Origin of the sequence: Achromobacter sp. JD-1, assembly GCF_038594925.1 — a bacterium.
Taxonomy (GTDB): Bacteria; Pseudomonadota; Gammaproteobacteria; order Burkholderiales; family Burkholderiaceae_B; genus Achromobacter; species Achromobacter spanius_C.
The window spans coordinates 26,616-44,638 of the sequence record NZ_JBCGCS010000014.1 but is presented as its reverse complement, the minus strand read 5'-3'; the positions used below and the strand labels follow the sequence as shown (position 1 = coordinate 44,638).

17 protein-coding genes are annotated in these 18,023 nt (G+C 65.2%); 12 read left to right on the top strand and 5 right to left on the bottom strand.

Annotated elements, in window-relative coordinates:
- Positions 1–9 precede the first annotated feature (9 nt).
- Positions 10–729 (bottom strand): DUF3348 domain-containing protein, encoded by a 720-nt coding sequence (locus tag WBR68_RS20595; RefSeq protein WP_050446657.1) that lies wholly within the window; start codon positions 727–729, stop codon positions 10–12.
- Between the two features lie 171 nt (positions 730–900).
- On the opposite strand from WBR68_RS20595, the gene WBR68_RS20590 reads away from it, so the two are divergent.
- The 7 genes from WBR68_RS20590 (at position 901) to WBR68_RS20560 (ending at position 9,691) form a co-directional block, all read left to right on the top strand.
- Positions 901–2,130, top strand: a complete 1,230-nt coding sequence (locus WBR68_RS20590; RefSeq protein ID WP_230695115.1) for a helix-turn-helix domain-containing protein — start codon at positions 901–903, stop codon at positions 2,128–2,130.
- Positions 2,131–2,161: 31 nt separating this feature from the next.
- Positions 2,162–2,794, top strand: coding sequence for a Vgb family protein (locus WBR68_RS20585; RefSeq protein ID WP_230695114.1), 633 nt, complete (start codon positions 2,162–2,164; stop codon positions 2,792–2,794).
- A 269-nt stretch (positions 2,795–3,063) separates the two neighbouring features.
- A complete protein-coding gene (locus tag WBR68_RS20580) occupies positions 3,064–4,188 on the top strand; it encodes a TRAP transporter substrate-binding protein (RefSeq protein WP_050446654.1) in 1,125 nt (374 codons plus the stop codon).
- A 19-nt stretch (positions 4,189–4,207) separates the two neighbouring features.
- Positions 4,208–4,834, top strand: coding sequence for a TRAP transporter small permease subunit (locus WBR68_RS20575; protein ID WP_050446653.1), 627 nt, complete (start codon positions 4,208–4,210; stop codon positions 4,832–4,834).
- On the top strand, positions 4,831–6,795 hold the full coding sequence (locus tag WBR68_RS20570) for a TRAP transporter large permease (RefSeq protein ID WP_050446652.1): 1,965 nt from the start codon (positions 4,831–4,833) through the stop codon (positions 6,793–6,795). Before WBR68_RS20575 ends, WBR68_RS20570 begins: the two co-directional genes overlap by 4 nt.
- Before the next feature lie 161 nt (positions 6,796–6,956).
- A complete protein-coding gene (locus tag WBR68_RS20565; protein WP_230695113.1) occupies positions 6,957–8,801 on the top strand; it encodes a caspase family protein in 1,845 nt (614 codons plus the stop codon).
- Positions 8,798–9,691 carry a hypothetical protein gene (locus tag WBR68_RS20560; RefSeq protein WP_230695112.1) on the top strand — a complete coding sequence of 298 codons (894 nt, stop codon included), beginning with the start codon at positions 8,798–8,800 and terminating at the stop codon, positions 9,689–9,691. The genes WBR68_RS20565 and WBR68_RS20560 overlap by 4 nt, the downstream gene beginning before the upstream one ends.
- Before the next feature lie 48 nt (positions 9,692–9,739).
- Here WBR68_RS20560 and WBR68_RS20555 read toward each other — a convergent pair whose 3' ends face one another.
- On the bottom strand, positions 9,740–10,996 hold the full coding sequence (locus WBR68_RS20555) for a hypothetical protein (RefSeq protein WP_230695111.1): 1,257 nt from the start codon (positions 10,994–10,996) through the stop codon (positions 9,740–9,742).
- Between the two features lie 172 nt (positions 10,997–11,168).
- Here WBR68_RS20555 and WBR68_RS20550 point away from each other — a divergent pair, with 172 nt between their 5' ends.
- Both WBR68_RS20550 and WBR68_RS20545 read left to right on the top strand, forming a co-directional pair.
- Positions 11,169–11,681, top strand: coding sequence for a MarR family winged helix-turn-helix transcriptional regulator (locus WBR68_RS20550; RefSeq protein WP_230695110.1), 513 nt, complete (start codon positions 11,169–11,171; stop codon positions 11,679–11,681).
- A gap of 56 nt (positions 11,682–11,737) precedes the next feature.
- A complete protein-coding gene (locus WBR68_RS20545; protein WP_230695181.1) occupies positions 11,738–12,526 on the top strand; it encodes a HEAT repeat domain-containing protein in 789 nt (262 codons plus the stop codon).
- 50 nt (positions 12,527–12,576) lie between these two features.
- Here WBR68_RS20545 and WBR68_RS20540 read toward each other — a convergent pair whose 3' ends face one another.
- The gene (locus tag WBR68_RS20540) at positions 12,577–13,326 is read right to left on the bottom strand and encodes an SDR family oxidoreductase (RefSeq protein ID WP_050446648.1); all 750 of its coding nucleotides are present in this window, start codon (positions 13,324–13,326) and stop codon (positions 12,577–12,579) included.
- 103 nt (positions 13,327–13,429) lie between these two features.
- Between WBR68_RS20540 and WBR68_RS20535 the strand changes: the two genes are divergently transcribed.
- Positions 13,430–14,347, top strand: a complete 918-nt coding sequence (locus WBR68_RS20535; RefSeq protein ID WP_230695109.1) for a LysR substrate-binding domain-containing protein — start codon at positions 13,430–13,432, stop codon at positions 14,345–14,347.
- 55 nt (positions 14,348–14,402) lie between these two features.
- On the opposite strand, the gene gstA is transcribed toward WBR68_RS20535, so the two are convergent.
- Entirely contained in the window at positions 14,403–15,017 is a 615-nt protein-coding gene (gene gstA, locus WBR68_RS20530; RefSeq protein WP_230695108.1) for a glutathione transferase GstA, read from the bottom strand.
- Positions 15,018–15,114: 97 nt separating this feature from the next.
- Here gstA and WBR68_RS20525 point away from each other — a divergent pair, with 97 nt between their 5' ends.
- Together WBR68_RS20525 and WBR68_RS20520 are read left to right on the top strand one after the other, a co-directional pair.
- Positions 15,115–16,008 carry a LysR family transcriptional regulator gene (locus WBR68_RS20525; RefSeq protein WP_230695107.1) on the top strand — a complete coding sequence of 298 codons (894 nt, stop codon included), beginning with the start codon at positions 15,115–15,117 and terminating at the stop codon, positions 16,006–16,008.
- 149 nt (positions 16,009–16,157) lie between these two features.
- On the top strand, positions 16,158–16,967 hold the full coding sequence (locus tag WBR68_RS20520; RefSeq protein WP_230695106.1) for a DUF169 domain-containing protein: 810 nt from the start codon (positions 16,158–16,160) through the stop codon (positions 16,965–16,967).
- Positions 16,968–17,046: 79 nt separating this feature from the next.
- On the opposite strand, the gene WBR68_RS20515 is transcribed toward WBR68_RS20520, so the two are convergent.
- Entirely contained in the window at positions 17,047–17,952 is a 906-nt protein-coding gene (locus WBR68_RS20515) for a LysR family transcriptional regulator (protein ID WP_230695105.1), read from the bottom strand.
- Positions 17,953–18,023 lie beyond the last annotated feature (71 nt).

The window sequence follows — 18,023 nt, the reverse complement described above, 5'->3', positions numbered from 1 at the left end:
GTGTCCTGGTTAGCTGGCGCGAAGGGCGGCAAGCAGCCCTTCCACCGGTTGTAAACGTACATCCAATTCGGCAAGCAGAACGCTGCGCATATCCTTGCGGAATACGTCCAGCCACGCACCTGGGGTGGCCGGCGCTTGCGCTTCTTCGGCCAGGCGCAAACGCTCGAAATGCCCTTGCAGCAGCTTCGGGATCGCGCCCAGCAGCGTGCGTTCCTTGGGCAGCAACGCGCGGTCCATGATGGCGTCCACCACGGCCAAGCGCGTCATCTCGCCATTCCTGGCGGCGACCATGCCGCGCAGGCGGCTGCGCAAATTGCCCACGCTGGTCTCCATCGTGTGCTGTAAGGACACGTACCGCTGACGAAAATTCGAGTAATCGGCCTGGGCTTCCTCAACCGCCGCCGACGGCTTGGCAGGCGCCTGTCCCGGCACGAACCGCTTGGCGCTTGTGGCCGCCGTATCGCTGGCGATGGCGTCGGCCAGCGTCGTGCGCACGCGCACGCATTCACGCTCTTCGGCGCTGCTGAACAGGCGCGCGCCGGGGGCGATTACCGGCGGGCTCGTGGTCAGCGCCGCGGACAGCGCGATCGCGTCCGTCCAGCCGAGCCACTGGCTCAAATGGTCGGACAGAGATTGCCTGGATTCCGGAACGTCGACATCCGTCAGGCGAGTCAGCAAGCGAATGAGCGTCGGGCCGCTTAAACCTGTGCGCTGTGGGGCTTGCAACATACCACCAGAGTCAAAAAGGGGGGAGTTTACACGCTGGCAGGCGGCTGAAGGGCGGGTGGGCAGGCGCCGCTTGTAAATGGGGCCGCATGGGCATCCACGCATCCGCGCCACGGGCAGTGGTAGATTCAGTCGCAACCGGCATGGGCAAGGGTTGAAGGTGGCGAGACATTCATGGATTTGCTGATCACAAGCGCGGCGCGCGCCCTGGCCGCGGGCGACCCGCTGACCGCGCTGAACCACGTCGCGCTGCGTGATGATGCGCCTGCCTTGGCCTTGCGCGGGATCGCCATGGCGCAATTGGGCGATTTCGTTCGGGCCAAGGTCTTGTTGCGCCAGGCGGCCCGCGCGTTTGGGCCGGCGCATGCGTTGGCGCGCGCCCGCTGCATCGTGGCCGAAGCCGAAGTCGCGCTGGCCTCGCGTGACCTGGCCTGGCCCGAGAAATCGCTGGCGGCCGCGCGCGCCACGCTGGCCGCGCAGGGCGACGCCGTCAATGCGGCGCATGCCGCGTATCTGGCGGCGCGGCGCTTATTGATGTTGGGCCGCCTGGACGATGCCGAACAAACGCTGGCCAGCGTGGACGGCGACGCCGTGCCGGCCGCGTCCCGCGCCATGCATGAACTGATCGCGGCCGGCATCGCGCTGCGGCGCGTGCAGGCCGGCCGTGCCAGAGCGGCGCTGGCGCGCGCCGAACAGGCTGCGCGTGAGGCGGGCATTGCCGCCTTGCAGGCCGAGGTGGATCAAGCGGTGCAGACGCTGCGCGCGCCGGCCGCACGCCTGATCGCGCGCGAGGGTGCGCGCGACCTGTTGCTGGACGAGGTGGAAACGCTGTTGGCGTCTTCGGCGCTGATTGTCGACGCGTGCCGTAACGTCTTGCGCCAGAACGGCCAGACGGCGCCGCTGGCCAGTCGCCCCGTGTTGTTCACGCTGGCGCGCATGCTGGCCGAGGCCTGGCCGCAAGACGTAACCCGCGAACTGCTGATCGCCAAAGCTTTCCGCACCGGCTTTCAAGACGAGTCGCATCGGGTGCGGCTGCGCGTGGAAATTGGGCGTTTGCGCACCGCGATGCAAGGCATGGCGGACGTGAATGCCACGCGGCATGGCTTTGTGCTGCACCCGCATGCGGACACGCAGGTCATCGTGCTTGCCCGTCCCGTCGACGTTGCGGACCGCGATCACGCGGCGGTGCTGGCCTGCCTGGTGGATGGGCAGGCGTGGTCCAGTTCGGCCTTGGCCTTGGCCCTGGGCGCGAGCCAGCGCACGGTGCAGCGCGCCTTGGATGCGCTGGCGGCGGCGGGCCAGGCGCAGCCGCTGGGCCATGGCCGCGCGCGGCGCTGGACGACACCGGCCGTGCCGGCATTCACGACAAGCTTGTTACTCCCCACGCTGGTGCCCGGCCTGTAGCATGGATTCACCCCATTACAAGGAGCCAGACATGAAACGAAGCCAAGCCCAAATCCTGCGTGAATACGGTCCTTTCCCTGATGTCGACGCCGTGCATGGCGTGAGCTACGACGGCAGCCAGATCTGGTTTGCCACGGGTGACAAGCTAATCAACCTGGACCCCGACAGCGGCGAAACGCAGCGCACGTTGAACATGGTGGCCAACGCCGGCACCGCCTTCGACGGCAAATTCCTTTATCAAATTTCGGACGGCAGCATTCTGAAGCTGGACCCGGCCGACGGCCGCGTGCACGCCACCATCCCCGCGCCCGGCGGCGCCGAAGCGTCCGGCATGGCCTGGGCCGACGGCTCGCTGTGGGTCGGCCAATACCAGCAACGCAAGATCCACCAAGTGGACCCGGAGACCGGCCGCGTGTTGCGCACCATCGAATCCAATCGCTATGTCACCGGCGTGACCTGGGTGGACGGCGAACTCTGGCATGGCACCTGGGAGAACGACGACAGCGATTTGCGCCGCCTGGACCTGGCCACCGGCGCCGTGCTGGAAAGCGTCGAGATGCCGGCGGGCGTGGGCGTATCGGGCCTGGAGTCGGATGGCGCGGGCCGCTTTTTCTGCGGCGGCGGCAACAGCGGCAAGGTCCGCGCGGTGCGTCGGCCCGAGTAGGCCTGCTTCGTGATGGCATGCACATTGCCTGGCCGCGCGGCAGGTCGGGCAAGCGCAACATCCCCTTCATATGCACTAGCCCCCCTGTAGGGTAATTCCCGACAACAAGCTGATTGTCAGCCGTTAGTCAGGCAGGTTTAATCAGCACAAAGTTGCAAAGCAGTCGTAGCCCCGACACAGGGAAGCGCGCAGCAGGCGATCCCCCGCGTCCTCGCAGGTGCAGTTACTACAAGCTGGTCCCATGTAGTCCACCAAGGAGACAAGAAGCCATGCAACACGTCACAAAGCCCCGCCGCAAGTTCATTTCCGGCGCTGCCGTCGCGGGCGCCGCCGCACTGGGTTTTCCTGCTGTCACCCGGGCGCAGAACGCGCCCATTTCGATGCGGTTCCAAAGCACTTGGCCCGCCAACGACATCTTCCACGAGTTCGCCCGCGACTACGCGCAAAAGGTCAACGACATGGCCGGCGGCCAGTTGACGATCGAGGTGTTGCCAGCGGGCGCGGTGGTGAAGGCGTTTGACCTGCTGGACGCGGTGTCGGCTGGCACGCTGGACGGCGGGCATGGCGTGGTGGCTTATTGGTACGGCAAGAATACGGCCGTGGCGCTATGGGGCTCGGGGCCCGCGTTTGGCATGGACGCCAACATGCTGCTGGCCTGGCACGAGTACGGCGGCGGCAAGGACCTGCTGACGGAAATCCAGAAGGCCATGGGCGTGAACGTGGTGTCCCTGATGTATGGCCCGATGCCCACGCAACCCTTTGGCTGGTTCAAGCGGCCGGTCACCAAGGTTGAAGACGTCAAGGGCGTGAAGTTCCGCACCGTGGGCCTGGCCATCGATATGTACACCGCCATGGGCCTGGCGGTGAACGCCTTGCCGGGCGGTGAAATCGTGCCCGCCCTGGACCGCGGCCTGCTGGATGGCGCCGAGTTCAACAACGCATCGTCGGACCTGGCGCTGGGCTTTCAGGACGTGTCCAAGATCTGCATGCTGCAGAGCTTTCACCAAAGCGCGGAACAGTTCGAAATCCTGTTCAACAAGGCCAAGTACGACGCGCTGCCGCCGCACTTGAAGCACGTGCTGAGCTATGCGGCGCAGGCCAGCAGCGCCGACATGTCCTGGAAGGCCGCGAACCGCTACTCGCAGGACTACATCAAGCTGCAGAAGGAACACAACGTCAAGTTCTACAAGACGCCTGACGCCATCCTGCAGCAGCAGTTGAAGATCTGGGACGAGATGATCGCCAAGCGCTCGGCCGAGAACCCCTTGTTCAAGAAAGTGCTGGAATCGCAGCGCGCTTTCGCCGAACGGGTGGGGCGTTGGCAGGGGGATACCTCGGTCAATTTCCGAATGGCCTACAACCATTATTTCTCGCGTAGCAGCAAGCCGGCCTGACCCCAACCCAGGCCCATCGATGCTTCGTCTCGTCCGTCTGATAGACCGCGTCTCCACCTTCGTTGGCAAGACTTTTGCCTGGCTGATCGTCGTACTGACCCTGCACGTGTGCTGGGAGGTGGCGGCGCGGTATCTGCTGAACAAGCCCAGCGCCTGGGCGTTCGACATGCAGATGATGTATTACGGCATCCTCTTCATGATGGCCGGCGCCTACACGCTGGCCAAGAACGGCCACGTGCGCGGCGACATCCTCTACGGCTTCCTGCCGCCGCGCGTACAGGGTGGCCTGGACTTGATCCTGTACCTGGTGTTCTTCTTTCCCGGCGTGATCGCGCTGGTGTGGGCGGGCTGGTATTACGCCAGCTACTCCATCGCCATCGGCGAGCACTCGTCGCTGATGGCCAACGGGCCGCCCATCTATCCCTTCAAGGCCTTCATTCCCGTGGCGGGCGCGGTGCTGCTGCTGCAAGGCGTGGCCGAGGTGCTGCGTTGCGTGTTGTGCCTGCGGCGCGGCGCGTGGCCGTCACGCGAAGAAGACGTCGAGGAAGTGGACATCGACAAGCTGAAGAAGATGGTGCACGTGAAGGACGAAGACATCGCCCAACTGGACCGTTACGTGACCACCCCCCGGGAACCCCACCGATGAAAATCCACAAGGCGTTGTGGTTTGGCCTGTCCTGCATCGGGATAGTGCTGTCGATGATCGCCTTTCTGACCCCATGGGGCGAGATCACCCAGGGGCACATCGGGCTGTTGATGCTGGCGCTGATTGTCGTGGCCATCATGCTGGGCTTTCCCACGGCGTTCACGCTGATGGGCATGGGCGTGTTGTTCACGTTCCTGGCGTATTACCTGCAAAGCGACGACGCGGGCCGCTCGATCAGGCAGACGCTGGACCTGATGGTGCAGCGCACGTACGCGACCATGACGAACGATTCGCTGATTTCAATTCCGCTCTTCGTCTTCATGGGGTACTTGGTTGAACGCGCCAACCTGATTGAAAAACTGTTCCGGTCCATGCACCTGGCGCTGGCGCGTCTGCCCGGCGCGCTGGCGGTAGCCACGCTGGCCACCTGCGCCATCTTCGCCACCGCCACCGGCATTGTCGGCGCGGTGGTGACGTTGATGGGCCTGTTGGCCATGCCCGCCATGTTGAAGGCCGGCTACAGCGTGCGCCTGACGGCCGGGTCCATCACGGCGGGCGGTTGCCTGGGCATCTTGCTGCCGCCGTCGGTCATGTTGATCGTGTACGGCGCGACCACGGGCGTGTCGGTGGTGCAGTTGTACGCCGGCGCACTGTTTCCCGGCATCATGCTGGCCGCGCTGTATATGGGCTACGTGATCATCCTGGCCAAGCTGCGCCCCGACATGGCGCCGCCCTTGCCGGTTAGCGAGCGCGGCGTGCCCTTGTCACCCGAAACCAAGACCTTGGCCGCCGCCGGATACACGCGCGCCTTGACCGGCATGGTGGCCGCCATGTTCAAGGGCCGCCGCAACCACGGCGTGCCGTTCGGCTTCATGCTGCGCAACATGGCGACGGTGCTGGCGCCGCTGGCCGTGACCGTGTTGCTGGTGGCGGTGGTGCACCATGGGCTGACGCGCCCGGTGGTGGAATACGAGATTCCCGCTGAACTGCAATTGGGGGGCGGTGGCTTTGATTCTGGCGGTTTTGATTCGGGCGGGTTTGATTCCGGGCTGAGCGAACCCCCGGTCGATGGCTTGGCCGAGCCGCCGTTGTCGGATGCCGGTTCAGGCGGCTTGGCGGAGCCGCCCGGCACGCCGCAGGCCGAACCCGCCACCGAGCCCGCTGCTGCCGCCGCCTCGGCCGCCGTTGAAGACAAGGACGACGCCGTGCCGGCCCCAACCGGGTTCTGGATCTTTGCCGCCATCTGCGCGGTGATGCTGGTGGTCTTCTACGCCGCGCTGACCTGGGCGCGCCTTGAGATCTTCAAGATGCTGATGGGCTCGTTCTTCCCCTTGGCGGTGATGATCGCGGCGGTGCTGGGTTCCATCGTCTTCGGGCTGGCCACGCCTAGCGAAGCCGCGGCCATGGGCGCCATGGGCGGCGCCTTGCTGGCGCTGGCGTACCGGCGCCTGAACCTGCCGGTGCTGCGCGAATCGGTATTCCTTACCGCCAAGACCAGTGCAATGGTGTGCTGGCTGTTCGTGGGCTCGTCCATTTTCTCGGCGGCGTTCGCGCTGCTGGGCGGCCAGCGCATCATTGAAGAATGGGTGCTGTCGCTGGGCCTTACGCCCATCCAGTTCCTGTTGCTGGCGCAGGCCATTATTTTCCTGCTGGGCTGGCCCTTGGAATGGACCGAGATCATCGTGATCTTCATGCCCATCTTCGTGCCGCTTCTGAACACCTTCGGCATCGACCCCTTGTTCTTCGGCCTGCTGGTGGCGCTGAACCTGCAAACCGCGTTCTTGTCGCCGCCCGTGGCCATGTCGGCGTTCTATCTGAAAGGCGTATCGCCGCCGCACGTCACGCTGAACCAGATTTTCCTGGGCATGATGCCGTTCATGGGCATCCAGATCGTGGCGATCTTCCTGCTGTACATGTTCCCGGAAATCGGGATGTGGCTGCCGACGGTGCTGTACCGCTAGGCGCAGCGCCGGGGCCTGGGGCAGCGCTTGCTACCCGGTGCCCATGCATCATTGTGCGCCTGGGGACCCCGGGCGTACTCTTTTCGGCGGCCGGGTTGAAAGACCTGCATCCAGGTAAACGCTTGGGCACAGGCGCGCAAGGCGCGTCAAGGCGAGACGGCATGGATCGGGCAATCGTTCTTATCGGCGTTAGCCAGACGCGCGGCCATTTGGGCCGTCTGGAAGCGGTGGAAAGCGCCGTGGACCTGATGGAGCAATGGGCGCGCGGGCAGGGCATTCCGGCAGACCGCATTGCCCGCATCACGGACGGCGCGGGGGAGCCTGTGACGACTCATCAGATCTACCGTTGGGTCCGGCATTTTGTTGAGCAGGACCCGGTGGAACAGTTGATTGTCTATTTCTCCGGACACGGCTCCTTGGTCGGCCGCGCGGAGTTCTGGCACTTGTCCGATGCGCCCGCTGATCAGAACGCAGCAGTCAACTTGACGGGCAGCATTGAAACCGCGCTATACAGCAGCGTGCGCCATGTGGTGTTCATTTCAGACGCCTGCCGCACCGTCGTGCGCGGCATGGCCCAAGCGCGTATGCAAGGCGCTGGCATATTCCCCAATCCAATCGACGATGACGACTCGCGCGAGGTCGATACCTTCTACGCCACCAGGCTAGGTGCGCCGGCCTTGGAAGTGCCTGTGCGCGTGGGGGCCAACCATGTGTATAAGGCGGCCTACACCGAGGTTCTCTCCGATGTGTTGCGCGGTACAAGACCGCACTTGGTCGAGCGCGGCTTTATACGGCCGTTGCCATTGAAGAAGGCGCTGAAGAAGCTTGTGCCCGAATATCTGCGCAAGCACGGTTTGCCCGTTTCAGTCGACCAGAGGCCCGACGCACTCCTCTACTCAGGCGATCAAGCTTGGATCGCACGATTCGATCTTGGCGTTCCGCAAGCGGGATCCAACGGCTTGGTTGCCATGATCAGTAGTGATGCGGAGAGCGGTCGATCGGATTCTGACGAACTGGGCCCCGAAGATGGAGACCCGGAGGATAAAAGCGCGCCGTTGTCGGCGGAAGGTCTGGTCAGCCGTGCGCTGTGTCATCCGTTTGACGATGCCAGCCTGGAAATTCCTCCCCTGCATGCCCTGAGCGAACAAGCGCGAGACGTGCTTCACAAGGCGGTCGCGGCGGTTGGCGAAGACGTTCCCGGGTTGGAAGCACCCGGTCTGGTCGTGATCGGGCAACGGGTTCAAGGCGTACGGTGCCTGGAGTACGACGGCGCCATCAAGCCCGGCTTCGGTTCGGTCGGCGCTACCGGCAGCGCAGACACCGCAACGTTCCACTACTGGGAATTCCCGGACCTCTGGACGCCCAAGCAGGCCATGGTGCAACTGCGCGACGGCTCGGGCTTGCTGGTTCCCGTCTTCCACGGATGCATCGCCACGCTGAGATGGGACGCCGAAGAACGCATCGCGCTGCACTACGACCCGCTGTACGCCCAGGCCGACACCGACGATATGCGCCAGCTTCAGTGGCTGCGCGCCGTGGTGGCGGAAGCCGCCAAGCAAAACGTATTTGAAGTCGACAAGACCAGCGCGCAGGCCTTGGACGAGCGCATGGCCAAGCTGCAATTCCTGGATCCCGCCCTGGCCCTTTACGCGGCCTACGCCTACCGCGAGATCGGCGAAATTGACCGTATCCGCGAGTTGCGCGACTACATGTTCCAGCGTTTGGGCGTCCATCTGTTCGACCTGGCATTGCTGTCGCGCGACCTGCTGCGTGGCCCCTACACGCCCACTGATTTCATGCCCGCCACGCCCTTGCTTTCAACCGGATGGGTTCTGATGGATGCCTTGGGGCACACGCTGCCTGCCGAACTGCGCAGCCTGCGCCAGTACGACACAGGCCAGTTGTGGGCGCATTACTCGCCGCAAGGGATGCAGCGCCTGGCGGGGTGGCTGGAGCCTTCCACCGGACAGGCCGAGGCCTACTCGATGTCGGCGCCGACCTTATGAAAGAGCTGGTGCTGATCCATGGCCGATCGCAACACGACCAAGCCTCCGAGACGCTCAAGCGCGAGTGGATTGCCGCCTGGGAGCGGGGGCTGGGCAAAGCCGGGCTGTCCCTGCCCATTCCTGTCGAACGGATCCGGTTCCCTTTCTATGGCGACACGCTCAGGGACCTGGTGCGCGGCGTGGACGAGCACTCGGCGGCGAAGATCATCGTGCGCGGCGCGCAAGACGACGCCGCCGCTTCGGGCTTCCTGTTGGACTTGCTGGACGAATATATCGTGGCCTGCCGGATCGGCGAGGACGAGATCAACCGAAATATCCCGCGCGACGGCGAGCCGATGGTGATTGAGCGCGGCGTGCAAAATTGGCGCTGGGTTCACGCGGTGCTGCGCACGATCGACCAGCACATGCCGGGCGGCAGCGCGCTGATCGGCATGCTGACCCATGACGTCTATATGTACTTGCGCAAGACCAACGTGCGTACGGTCATTCATCGCGGCGTCGGTCTCGCCTTTGATAACTCGGCGGACAAGGTGGTGGTGGCCCATTCACTGGGCACCATCGTTGCCTATCTGATGCTGCTGCAAACGACCGCCCAGGCTGGGTGGCGCGTGCCCACCTTGATTACGCTGGGTTCGCCGCTGGGCATCAAGGCCATACGCGACCGGCTGGGCGGCGTGTCGCACCCGACCTGCGTGGGCAATTGGTTCAACGCGCTGGACCCGCACGACGTGGTGGCCTTGTACCCGCTGGACCAGCGAAATTTCCGGGTCAATCCGCCTATCGAAAACAAGACCGACGTCGCCAACCATACCGGCAATCAGCACGGCATCGAGGGCTACCTGGATGATCCGGTCATTGCCCGCCGTATTCACGATGCGCTGATAACGTAATCAAGCGCTTAGGTCCGCCATGCGACCACCCCGCTGTTCGCCAACCCGCTATTCACCCACCAGATAAGCCTGCCCGCCCGGCGCCAGATACGGCGTCAGGTCCTTGAACGGCACACTTGCGTGCGTTCCCAGGCATACGCCCATCGCGTGGCCCACGCCGGAGACTGACAGGGTCAGCACGCCCGGCGCCTGGGTGCCCAAGGCCAGATAGCTGGGCCAAAGGTCAGAGCATTCCTTCAGCGATGCCTCTTCCGTGTTCTCGATCTTTGCGCCGGCCAGCGGCGCGCGGGCTTTCTCCACCAGCGCAAGCAGGGCGGGGCTTGCCTGGCGCCATCCGTTGTCGCCCGGCACGTATGCGTCCAGCACACGGTTCCAATCCAGATAGCCGCCTTGCAGCAGGTCGAAGGTGTAGGGCTCGAAATGATTATCGGGATGCGCGCCACCGCAGTACAGGCTGCCGGACTCGGTCACGGTCATCAGCGCGGACGATAACCACTGCACCGTGATGGCTTCGTCGTCATAGCTGCCCAGCGTACCGGCGGCGGGGTTGTCGTCGGTATAGGCGGACGCCATGCAAGCCAGCGCGGCCAGGTTCATCTGCCAATGGCGTTGTTCAAGCAGGTGGTTGACGCGCGTGAGCACTTGCGGGTCGGGGTGGCGGCTCAGGCGCGGGTAGCTGAACTTGGTGCGCGGATCGCGCCACATACGGTAGGCGACTGCGCCCGTGCCGCTGTCGGGGCCGGCCGGTTTGGCGAAACCCGCAAGCTTCAGGGTTTCGTACGGGGCGTTGGTGGCATTGATGCCGACGCCGCGATCGATACCGCTACCCGTGCCGCCGCTGATCGCGTCGGTAACCGCTTGCACGCTGTCCGGCGCCAGCGCGTCGGGATCGTACTGGGCCACGCGGCGCAGCGTGAACGCACGTTGCCTGCCCGTGCGCGCGTCGATCCATCGTCCGCGATAGCCGTCGGCGTCGCGCCGCCCTTGCCAGGTGGCGGCGGCGGCAGCCGGCGTGTCGGGGTCGATGCCGGCTTGCGCCAGGTCCTGAAACAGGCGAGGTTCCGTTAACGCCTCGGGCGTGCCCTTCAAGGGAATGTCGACGCCGTGCTTTGGATAGAAATACCGGCCCGTCGATGTGCCGCCCGAAGGCGCCTCGCTATCCAGTTCCATCACCACATCGCCCGCGCCTTCGAGCGTGCCACGGTAAACGGTGCGCAACGCGGCGTCGGCCGGCGCGGCGCAGGGCGCCAACACGGCCAGTGCCAACGCGCCAAGCAGCAGACGGGCAGGAAGGATAGGGATCATCGGAATGGGCGGATCGCTTGGGGGGAAGATCGGGATGATAGCGGCAGGGGGCTCGTGGTGGATCGCGGGGAATATCGGCGGCCAACGCCCCGCCTTGCCTTCCTATAATTAGGTGCCTTACTATCTGCCCGTGAATTGAACCAGGAATCTCGCCTTGCCTCCCGACCTCCCTATGCTTGAACCCAAACATCACGCGCTGCTGGACGAAGCCGCGCGGCGCGGCCTGGCCTCGGCCGACGATATGGGACTGTGCTTTCAGCTGTTGTCGCTGGCCAATGCCATCGACCGCGATTGCGCGGCGCGCCTGGCGCCCCGGCAATTGTCGGAAGGCAAGTTCGTGCTGCTGTTTCTGTTGCACGAGCAGACCGATGGCTTGTCGCCGCATCAGTTGGCGGACGGGGCGGGCGTTACGCGCGCCACCATCACGGGCCTGCTCGATGGCTTGGCGCGGGACGGCTATGTGCTTCGCCAGGCGGGCCAGGGCGATCGTCGCAAGATCATGGTGACCTTGACCCCCAAGGGCAAGACTGCGGCGGCGCAGTTGTTCGACGAGCACACGGCCTGGATCGCGTCGCTGTTCGGCAAGTTGAGCGCGGCGGACAAGACACAACTAAGCGGATTGCTGGCACGCGTCTGGCGCGGCACCGATGCCGGCCGCGCCGCTATCGCGCAGAGGCAGTCATGAGTACAGCCAAACCACCCGCCGCCGAATCACGCACCGCCAGATCACCCACCGCCAACATGCCCACCGCCAAAAAATCACCCACCGCCAAACCCAGCGGGCGTGGCGTCAAGGACATCCCCGCCGCGCGACTGGCGCAACTGAATGCGGGCGCGCCAGCCACGACGCTGACCGAATGCCTGGCGGTGGATTTCGCGGCGCTGATGCAGGCGGCGGCGCCGCAAGCCGGGCCCGAGGCCATCGCGCGGATGCAGGCGCAGGCGGCGCTGGGAATTTCCAAACGCATGGCGCTGGCCGCCGAACTTCTGGTGCAAGCATTGGGCGCCGATTGCGAAGCGCAGCTTGCCGCGCATGCGTCCGACACCGTGCGCGGCTGGGCCTGCTTCGTCATCGGCGCAGTGCCGGACTTGCCCTTGCGCGCGCGGCTTGAGCGGATCCGCCCCTTGGCCGACGATGCGCATTTCGGCGTGCGCGAATGGGCATGGCTGGCGGTGCGCCCGCGCCTGACGGCTGATCTGCCGGCGGCCATTCAGGCATTGCGCCCCTGGACGCAAGACCCTTCCGAGCGCGTGCGCCGCTTTGCCAGCGAATGCCTGCGCCCGCGCGGTGTCTGGTGCGCGCACATCGCGGCGCTAAAAGCCGACCCCGCCATGGCGCTGCCCTTATTGGAGCCGTTGCGCGCAGACCCCTCGGTGTACGTGCAGGATTCGGTGGCCAACTGGTTGAACGACACCGCCAAGGACCAGCCCGACTGGGTGCGGGAGGTCTGCGCGCGATGGCTGGCGGGCAAGCCAGGCGCTGCCACCGAACGCATCTGTCAGCGCGCATTGCGCTCGATCGGGGCGTAGCAGAGGGGGCAGCGCTGATGAGTCAGAGCTGATGAGTCAGAGCTGATGAGTCAGAGCTGACTCATTCCCCCATCCACGATGATCTCGGTGCCCACGATGAACGCGGATTCCGGCGCGGCCAGGTGCAGCACGGTCGACGCCAATTCTTGTGGCGTGCCAAAGCGGCCCAGCGGGATCTGCGCCTGGATGCCGGCGGCGGTCTTCTCCAGGGTTTCCGCGTCCAGGCCCAGCTTGCCGTAGATGGGGGTGGAGATCGGGCCGGGGCTGACCACGTTCACGCGGATGCCGCGCGGCAATAGTTCCGCCGACAAGGTCTTGGCCAATGAGATCAGCGCGGCCTTGCTGGCGCCGTAGATGCTGGATGCCGGCATGCCGATGTGGGCGCTGATGGACCCATTCAGCACGATGGACGCGCCTGGGTTCAGCAGCGGGTCCAGCGCTTGCAACTGAAAGAACACGCCCTTGCTATTGGTGTTGAAGGTTTGGTCCCAAAGGTCTTCGGTGGATTCGGCCAAGGTGGCGAACTTGGCGATGCCGGCGTTGAAGAAGACGGCGTCCAGGCGCACGTCCGCGTCTTTCAGTGCTTGTGCCAGCGCGGCGGCGGCGCCCGGCGCGCCCGCCACATTGCGGATCGCCAGTGCATTGCCGCCCAGGGCGCCGCGCGTGGTTTCCAACGCGGCTTCGTCGCGCCCCGTGACGATGACGCGGGCGCCTTCGGCCGCAAACGCCTGCGCCGCCGCCAGCCCAATGCCGCTGGTGCCGCCGGTGACCAATACGGTCTTGTGTTCAAAACGGTTCATGGTGATCTCCTTGGGAGTCGTTCGATAAGGTGTAGCCATGTTGCGCCAGGGCTGGCGCTTTGTCGTACGATCTTTCGCATGAACACGTTCGAAGGAATCGCACATGTTGACGGTCAATGAACTGGCGCTGCTGGAAGCCATCCGGGACAGCGGCAGCCTGTCCCGCGCGGCGGTGAAACTGGGCCGCGCGCCGTCGTCGGTATCTCACGCGGCGCGCCAACTGGAAGAGCGATTCGACGCCTTGCTGTTTGATCGTCGCCGCTATCGACTGCAATTGACGCCAGCCGGCCAGTTGCTGGCCGATGAAGCCGCTCGCCTGATGCAGGACGTGTCGCGGTTGACGCAGCGGGTCAAGCAGGTGGCCAACGGGTGGGAAGACCGTCTGCTCATCGTCAGCGACGAAATTCTGGAATTCGAATTGATGCTGCCCTTGATCCGCGCGTTTGATCGCCTGGAATCCGGGGTAAGCCTGCGCTTGACGCAAGAGGTGTTGGGCGGCACCTGGGAAGCGCTGCGCGAAGGCCGGGCCGACCTCATCGTGGGGGCGACGAACGAACCTCAGTCTATGCCCAATCTGCAGTGGGCGGAATTGGGGGAGATGGAATGGTTGTTCGCGGTGTCGCCCCGCCATCCGCTGGCCAAGCTGAAAACACCCTTGCGGCAAGACCAGATTCAGCAGCATCGCGCCGTGGTGGTCGCGGACACATCGCGCGGCGCGGCGGCGCGCGGCTACGGCCGCGTGGGCGGGCAGGCGGTGCTGGCCGTGCCCAGCATGCGCGCCAAGATTCTGGCGCAGCGCGACGGGCTGGGCGTGGGCTGGGTGCCGCGCCATCGCGTGGCGTCGTTGCTGGCGCGCGGCGAATTGGTGGAAAAAAGCACCGAGACCCCGCGTGAACCCAACTTGCTTTACCTGGCGTGGCGCGGGGGCCACGAAGGGCGCGCGCTGACGTGGTGGTTGGAGCAGTTGCGCCAGCCAAAGATGGCGCAGGCGTTGATGCGGGGTGTGGACGCGTTTCGCTGAACGGGGCGGCGAGCTGCGACGGCAACGCTTGCGGCAAGATGGCGCGCGTCAGGAATTACGTACCGCTGGCAAGTCCTTCGGCCGCCAACGCCGCCCGCACGCCGGGCCGCTCGCCGATGCGGGCCATGTAGTCCGCCAGAGCAGGCCAGCGCGTCAGGCTGATGTCGAAGAACGCGGCCCAGCGCAAGACCGTGTACAGGTAGGCGTCGGCCACGCCGAAGCGGTCGTCGACCAGATACGAATGCGGCTGCAAGGCGCCCGCCACATAGTCCAGCCGTTTTTCCAACCGCGCCTGCCACCACTGGCGTGCAGCGGGCGGCAGCGCGCGGTTGAACAGCGGGCCAAAGCCGCCATGGATTTCGGTGCTGATGAAGTTCAGCCATTCCTGCAAGCGGCTGCGCTCCCACGTGCCGTTGGCCGGCGCCAATCCGGCTTCCGGCTTCAAGTCGGCCAGGTACTGCACGATGGCCGGCCCCTCTGTCAGCACCTGCCCGTTGTCACGTTGCAGGGCGGCGACGTAGCCCTTGGGGTTGATCGCCAGGAAATCGCCGCCGTCTTCTGTGCGCTTGGTCTGGTTGTTCACGCGCACCAGCGTGAAGGGCAGGCCCAGTTCGCGCAGCACGATGTGCGGCGATAGGGAGCAGGTGTCGGGGGCGTAATACAGCTTCATCGGTCACTCCTGATTCAACAAGGCGTTCAGCTTGAGCCCGCCCGAGGCATGCGTAAAATTACTTCTTCAAAAATGTGAAATAAGAAGAGCTAATGCCATGATGAACCTGATGCATTGGCGCCTGGTGCTGGCGGTGGCCGACGCCGGCAACATCACGCACGCGGCGGCCGAGGTGGGCATGACCCAGTCCGGCGCCAGCCAGGCCATCGCCAACCTGGAGGACACGCTGGGTGCGCCGCTCTTCACCCGCGAACGCCGGCAGACGTTGCCAACCGCATTGGGGCTGCGCGTGGCGGACGAGGCGCGCGTCATGCTGGATGCGCTGCGACGCATACAGGGTATGGCGCAAGACGCGCGCGGTGCAGCGCGCGGCACCTTGCGGCTGGCCAGTTTTCCGATGGTGTTCTCGACGATTCTGCCGCCCGTGTTGCGGCGCTTTCGGCAATTGCATCCGGCCATCGATGTCGTTTCCCTGGAAGCCAGCGATGATGAAGTCGAAACGCTGCTGGCGGCCAACACCGTGGATGTGGGCGTGGTGCTGAACGCCGCGCCCGACCGGCACGTGTGCCCGCTTGGCGAGGATGAATGGTTGGCCGTGCTGCCCGCCGCGCATCCGCTGGCGCGCGCCGGCAACGCCATCAATCTGGCCGAGCTTGCCGGGCAGCCATTCGTGCTGGCCACGGGCGGATGCAGCGTGCATGCGCAAAGCGTGGCGAATGGCGAGGGCGTGATGATCACGGACGTGCGCGCTACGGTGCGCGACTGGAGCAGCACGTTTGCGCTGGTGCGCGAAGGCGTGGGTGTGTCGCTGGTGCCCGCGTTGACCTTGCCTGAGAACCGTCGCGGCTTGCGTGTGCTGCGACTCGCCGCGCCGCTGTACCGGTCATTCGGGTTGGCAGCGTCCGCGCAGGCGGCGGACAGCGCGCCGGTTCAGGCTATGTTTGCGATGTTGCAGCGGCAAGCGCCAGGCGGCATTGGGCGCACACCCTGACCCTGGGTCTGCGTGTTTCATGCATGGGCGGATTGGTGCATGCTTACGGCTGATCAGCGATTGGGCAGCAGGCGATCAAGCCGCGCCCAACTCGCCGGCACGAATTCCCATCGCGGCAGACGCCGCGCACAACAGTCCAAAGGACAGGTATGGAAGAGACAACGCAAGACGCGGCCTTGAACTGGCCGCAACTGGTGGACGACCTGAACAAGCTGCTGCGCTTGAAGACCACGGTCATCGGCATGAAGCTGTTCGAGAACGAAGCGGACATGGCCGGCGTGAAGGGCTTGCGTCGACCGCAGGCCACGCACACCACCGACCAGATCGTCGGCATGGCGGCGCGGCTAGGCTGGACGGTGGGCATCACGGGCGATGATCTTGTCGGGTCGCAATGCCGCGCGGTGATAGGTCTTGGCCCGCAGGACGAAGCCTGGAAAAGCGGCAAGGACTACGTGGGCGTATGGCATGCCACCGAAGCCGACGCGCGTGCGCGCCAGGAAGCGCTGTCCTGTGTGCCCGCGGGCAAGTACCGGGGCTTGGTGGTGTCGCCGCTGGCCTCGGGCCGGCTGAACCCGCCCGACATCTGCCTGGTGTATGCCACGCCGGGGCAGATGATCATTCTTATCAATGGCTTGCAGTGGAAGAACTATCGGCGCTTTGACTTCAGCGTGGTGGGCGAAACCGCCTGTGCGGATTCCTGGGGACGGGCGCTTGCCACAGGCGAACCGAGCTTGTCCTTGCCCTGTTTCGCCGAACGCCGCTACGGCGGCGTGCCCGATGAAGAAATGCTGATGGCCTTGCCACCGCGCTATCTGCCGATTGCCATCGAGGGCATGAAGGCCTTGGCCGCCAACGGCTTGCGCTATCCGATCGCGCCCTATGGCATTCAGAATGATGTGCGCGCGGGTATGGGGGTGAGCTATGCGCAAGCGCCCGCGCGGGGGGATCGCAAGGCCTAGGGGGCGATAGGTGTCGCAGGCGGAGCTTGCGGCTTGGCGAGTAGGCGCGATGCTTAGGCGCAATACGTAGGCGCAATGCTTAGGCGCTGGCCCTCAGCGCTTCCGCAAACGCGCGCGCGGCCGGACCCAGCGGCATGTCGATGCGGTGCGCCAGGTACGTCTCGGTGGCGACCTGGCTGCCGCGCCCCAGGCTGTGCGTGGGCAGGCGCACCAATCTGCCTTCGGCCAGGTCGTGCTCCACTTGCCAGAGCGGCAGTCGGCCCCAACCCAGGCCCGCCACAATCAAGGCATGCTTGGTGTCCTGGCCGCTGACGCGGCAGGTTTGTGGCGACAGCACCGCAAAGTCGCGCCCCTCGCTCAAGCTGGACGGATCGGACTGCACAATCTGCAAATGGTCGGCCAATTCCGGCGCGCCCAGCGCGGTGTTGCTGGCTGCGTGCCGCGCCAGTGGATGGCCGGCGCTCACGACCGCCACCATCTGCACCGACGACAAGGCCTGCACGGTGATGCGCGGATGGCGAAAATGTTCGCCCGCAATGATGCCCAGCGTATGGCTGCCCGACAGCAGCGCATCAATCGGTCCACCCAGCGGCAAGACCGCCACGCGCGTGGCCACCATGGGATACAAGTCGCGCATGGTCTTTAGCGCCGAGCCCACCGTGGCGATCGGAAATAGGGTATCCACCACCAGCGAAAGCTCAAGTTCGACACCCGTGCCCATGCCTTGCGCCCGCGCGCGCATGGCGTCCACGCGCAGCAGAATGTCGCGGGCATTGGCCAGCAGTGCCTGGCCTTGCGGCGTCATCACCGGGCGATGGCCGGCGCGGTCGAACAGCGTCACGCCCAACTGCTGTTCCATATTGGCGATGGCGTGGCTGACGGCCGATTGCACGCGCGACAGGCGTCGGGCGGCGGCGCGAAAGCTGCCGGCGTCGGCCACGGCGGCAAACACGCGCAATTGGTCCAGGGTCAGGGCGTCTATCATCGGGCGGGCTGGTCGATTCAGTGATCTATTTTGTCGATCATTTTTATCGAAAATTTATCACTTCTCAAGAT

Coding starts and splice junctions, on each gene's coding strand:
- WBR68_RS20560 (WP_230695112.1), top strand. CDS start 8,798: ATGAAAGAGCTGGTGCTGATCCATGGCCGATCGCAACACGACCAAGCC.
- WBR68_RS20535 (WP_230695109.1), top strand. CDS start 13,430: ATGTTGACGGTCAATGAACTGGCGCTGCTGGAAGCCATCCGGGACAGC.
- WBR68_RS20565 (WP_230695113.1), top strand. CDS start 6,957: ATGGATCGGGCAATCGTTCTTATCGGCGTTAGCCAGACGCGCGGCCAT.
- WBR68_RS20585 (WP_230695114.1), top strand. CDS start 2,162: ATGAAACGAAGCCAAGCCCAAATCCTGCGTGAATACGGTCCTTTCCCT.
- WBR68_RS20590 (WP_230695115.1), top strand. CDS start 901: ATGGATTTGCTGATCACAAGCGCGGCGCGCGCCCTGGCCGCGGGCGAC.
- WBR68_RS20580 (WP_050446654.1), top strand. CDS start 3,064: ATGCAACACGTCACAAAGCCCCGCCGCAAGTTCATTTCCGGCGCTGCC.
- WBR68_RS20540 (WP_050446648.1), bottom strand. CDS start 13,326: ATGAACCGTTTTGAACACAAGACCGTATTGGTCACCGGCGGCACCAGC.
- WBR68_RS20555 (WP_230695111.1), bottom strand. CDS start 10,996: ATGATCCCTATCCTTCCTGCCCGTCTGCTGCTTGGCGCGTTGGCACTG.
- WBR68_RS20515 (WP_230695105.1), bottom strand. CDS start 17,952: ATGATAGACGCCCTGACCCTGGACCAATTGCGCGTGTTTGCCGCCGTG.
- WBR68_RS20575 (WP_050446653.1), top strand. CDS start 4,208: ATGCTTCGTCTCGTCCGTCTGATAGACCGCGTCTCCACCTTCGTTGGC.
- WBR68_RS20595 (WP_050446657.1), bottom strand. CDS start 729: ATGTTGCAAGCCCCACAGCGCACAGGTTTAAGCGGCCCGACGCTCATT.
- WBR68_RS20520 (WP_230695106.1), top strand. CDS start 16,158: ATGGAAGAGACAACGCAAGACGCGGCCTTGAACTGGCCGCAACTGGTG.
- WBR68_RS20570 (WP_050446652.1), top strand. CDS start 4,831: ATGAAAATCCACAAGGCGTTGTGGTTTGGCCTGTCCTGCATCGGGATA.
- WBR68_RS20545 (WP_230695181.1), top strand. CDS start 11,738: ATGCCCACCGCCAAAAAATCACCCACCGCCAAACCCAGCGGGCGTGGC.
- WBR68_RS20525 (WP_230695107.1), top strand. CDS start 15,115: ATGATGAACCTGATGCATTGGCGCCTGGTGCTGGCGGTGGCCGACGCC.
- gstA (WP_230695108.1), bottom strand. CDS start 15,017: ATGAAGCTGTATTACGCCCCCGACACCTGCTCCCTATCGCCGCACATC.
- WBR68_RS20550 (WP_230695110.1), top strand. CDS start 11,169: ATGCTTGAACCCAAACATCACGCGCTGCTGGACGAAGCCGCGCGGCGC.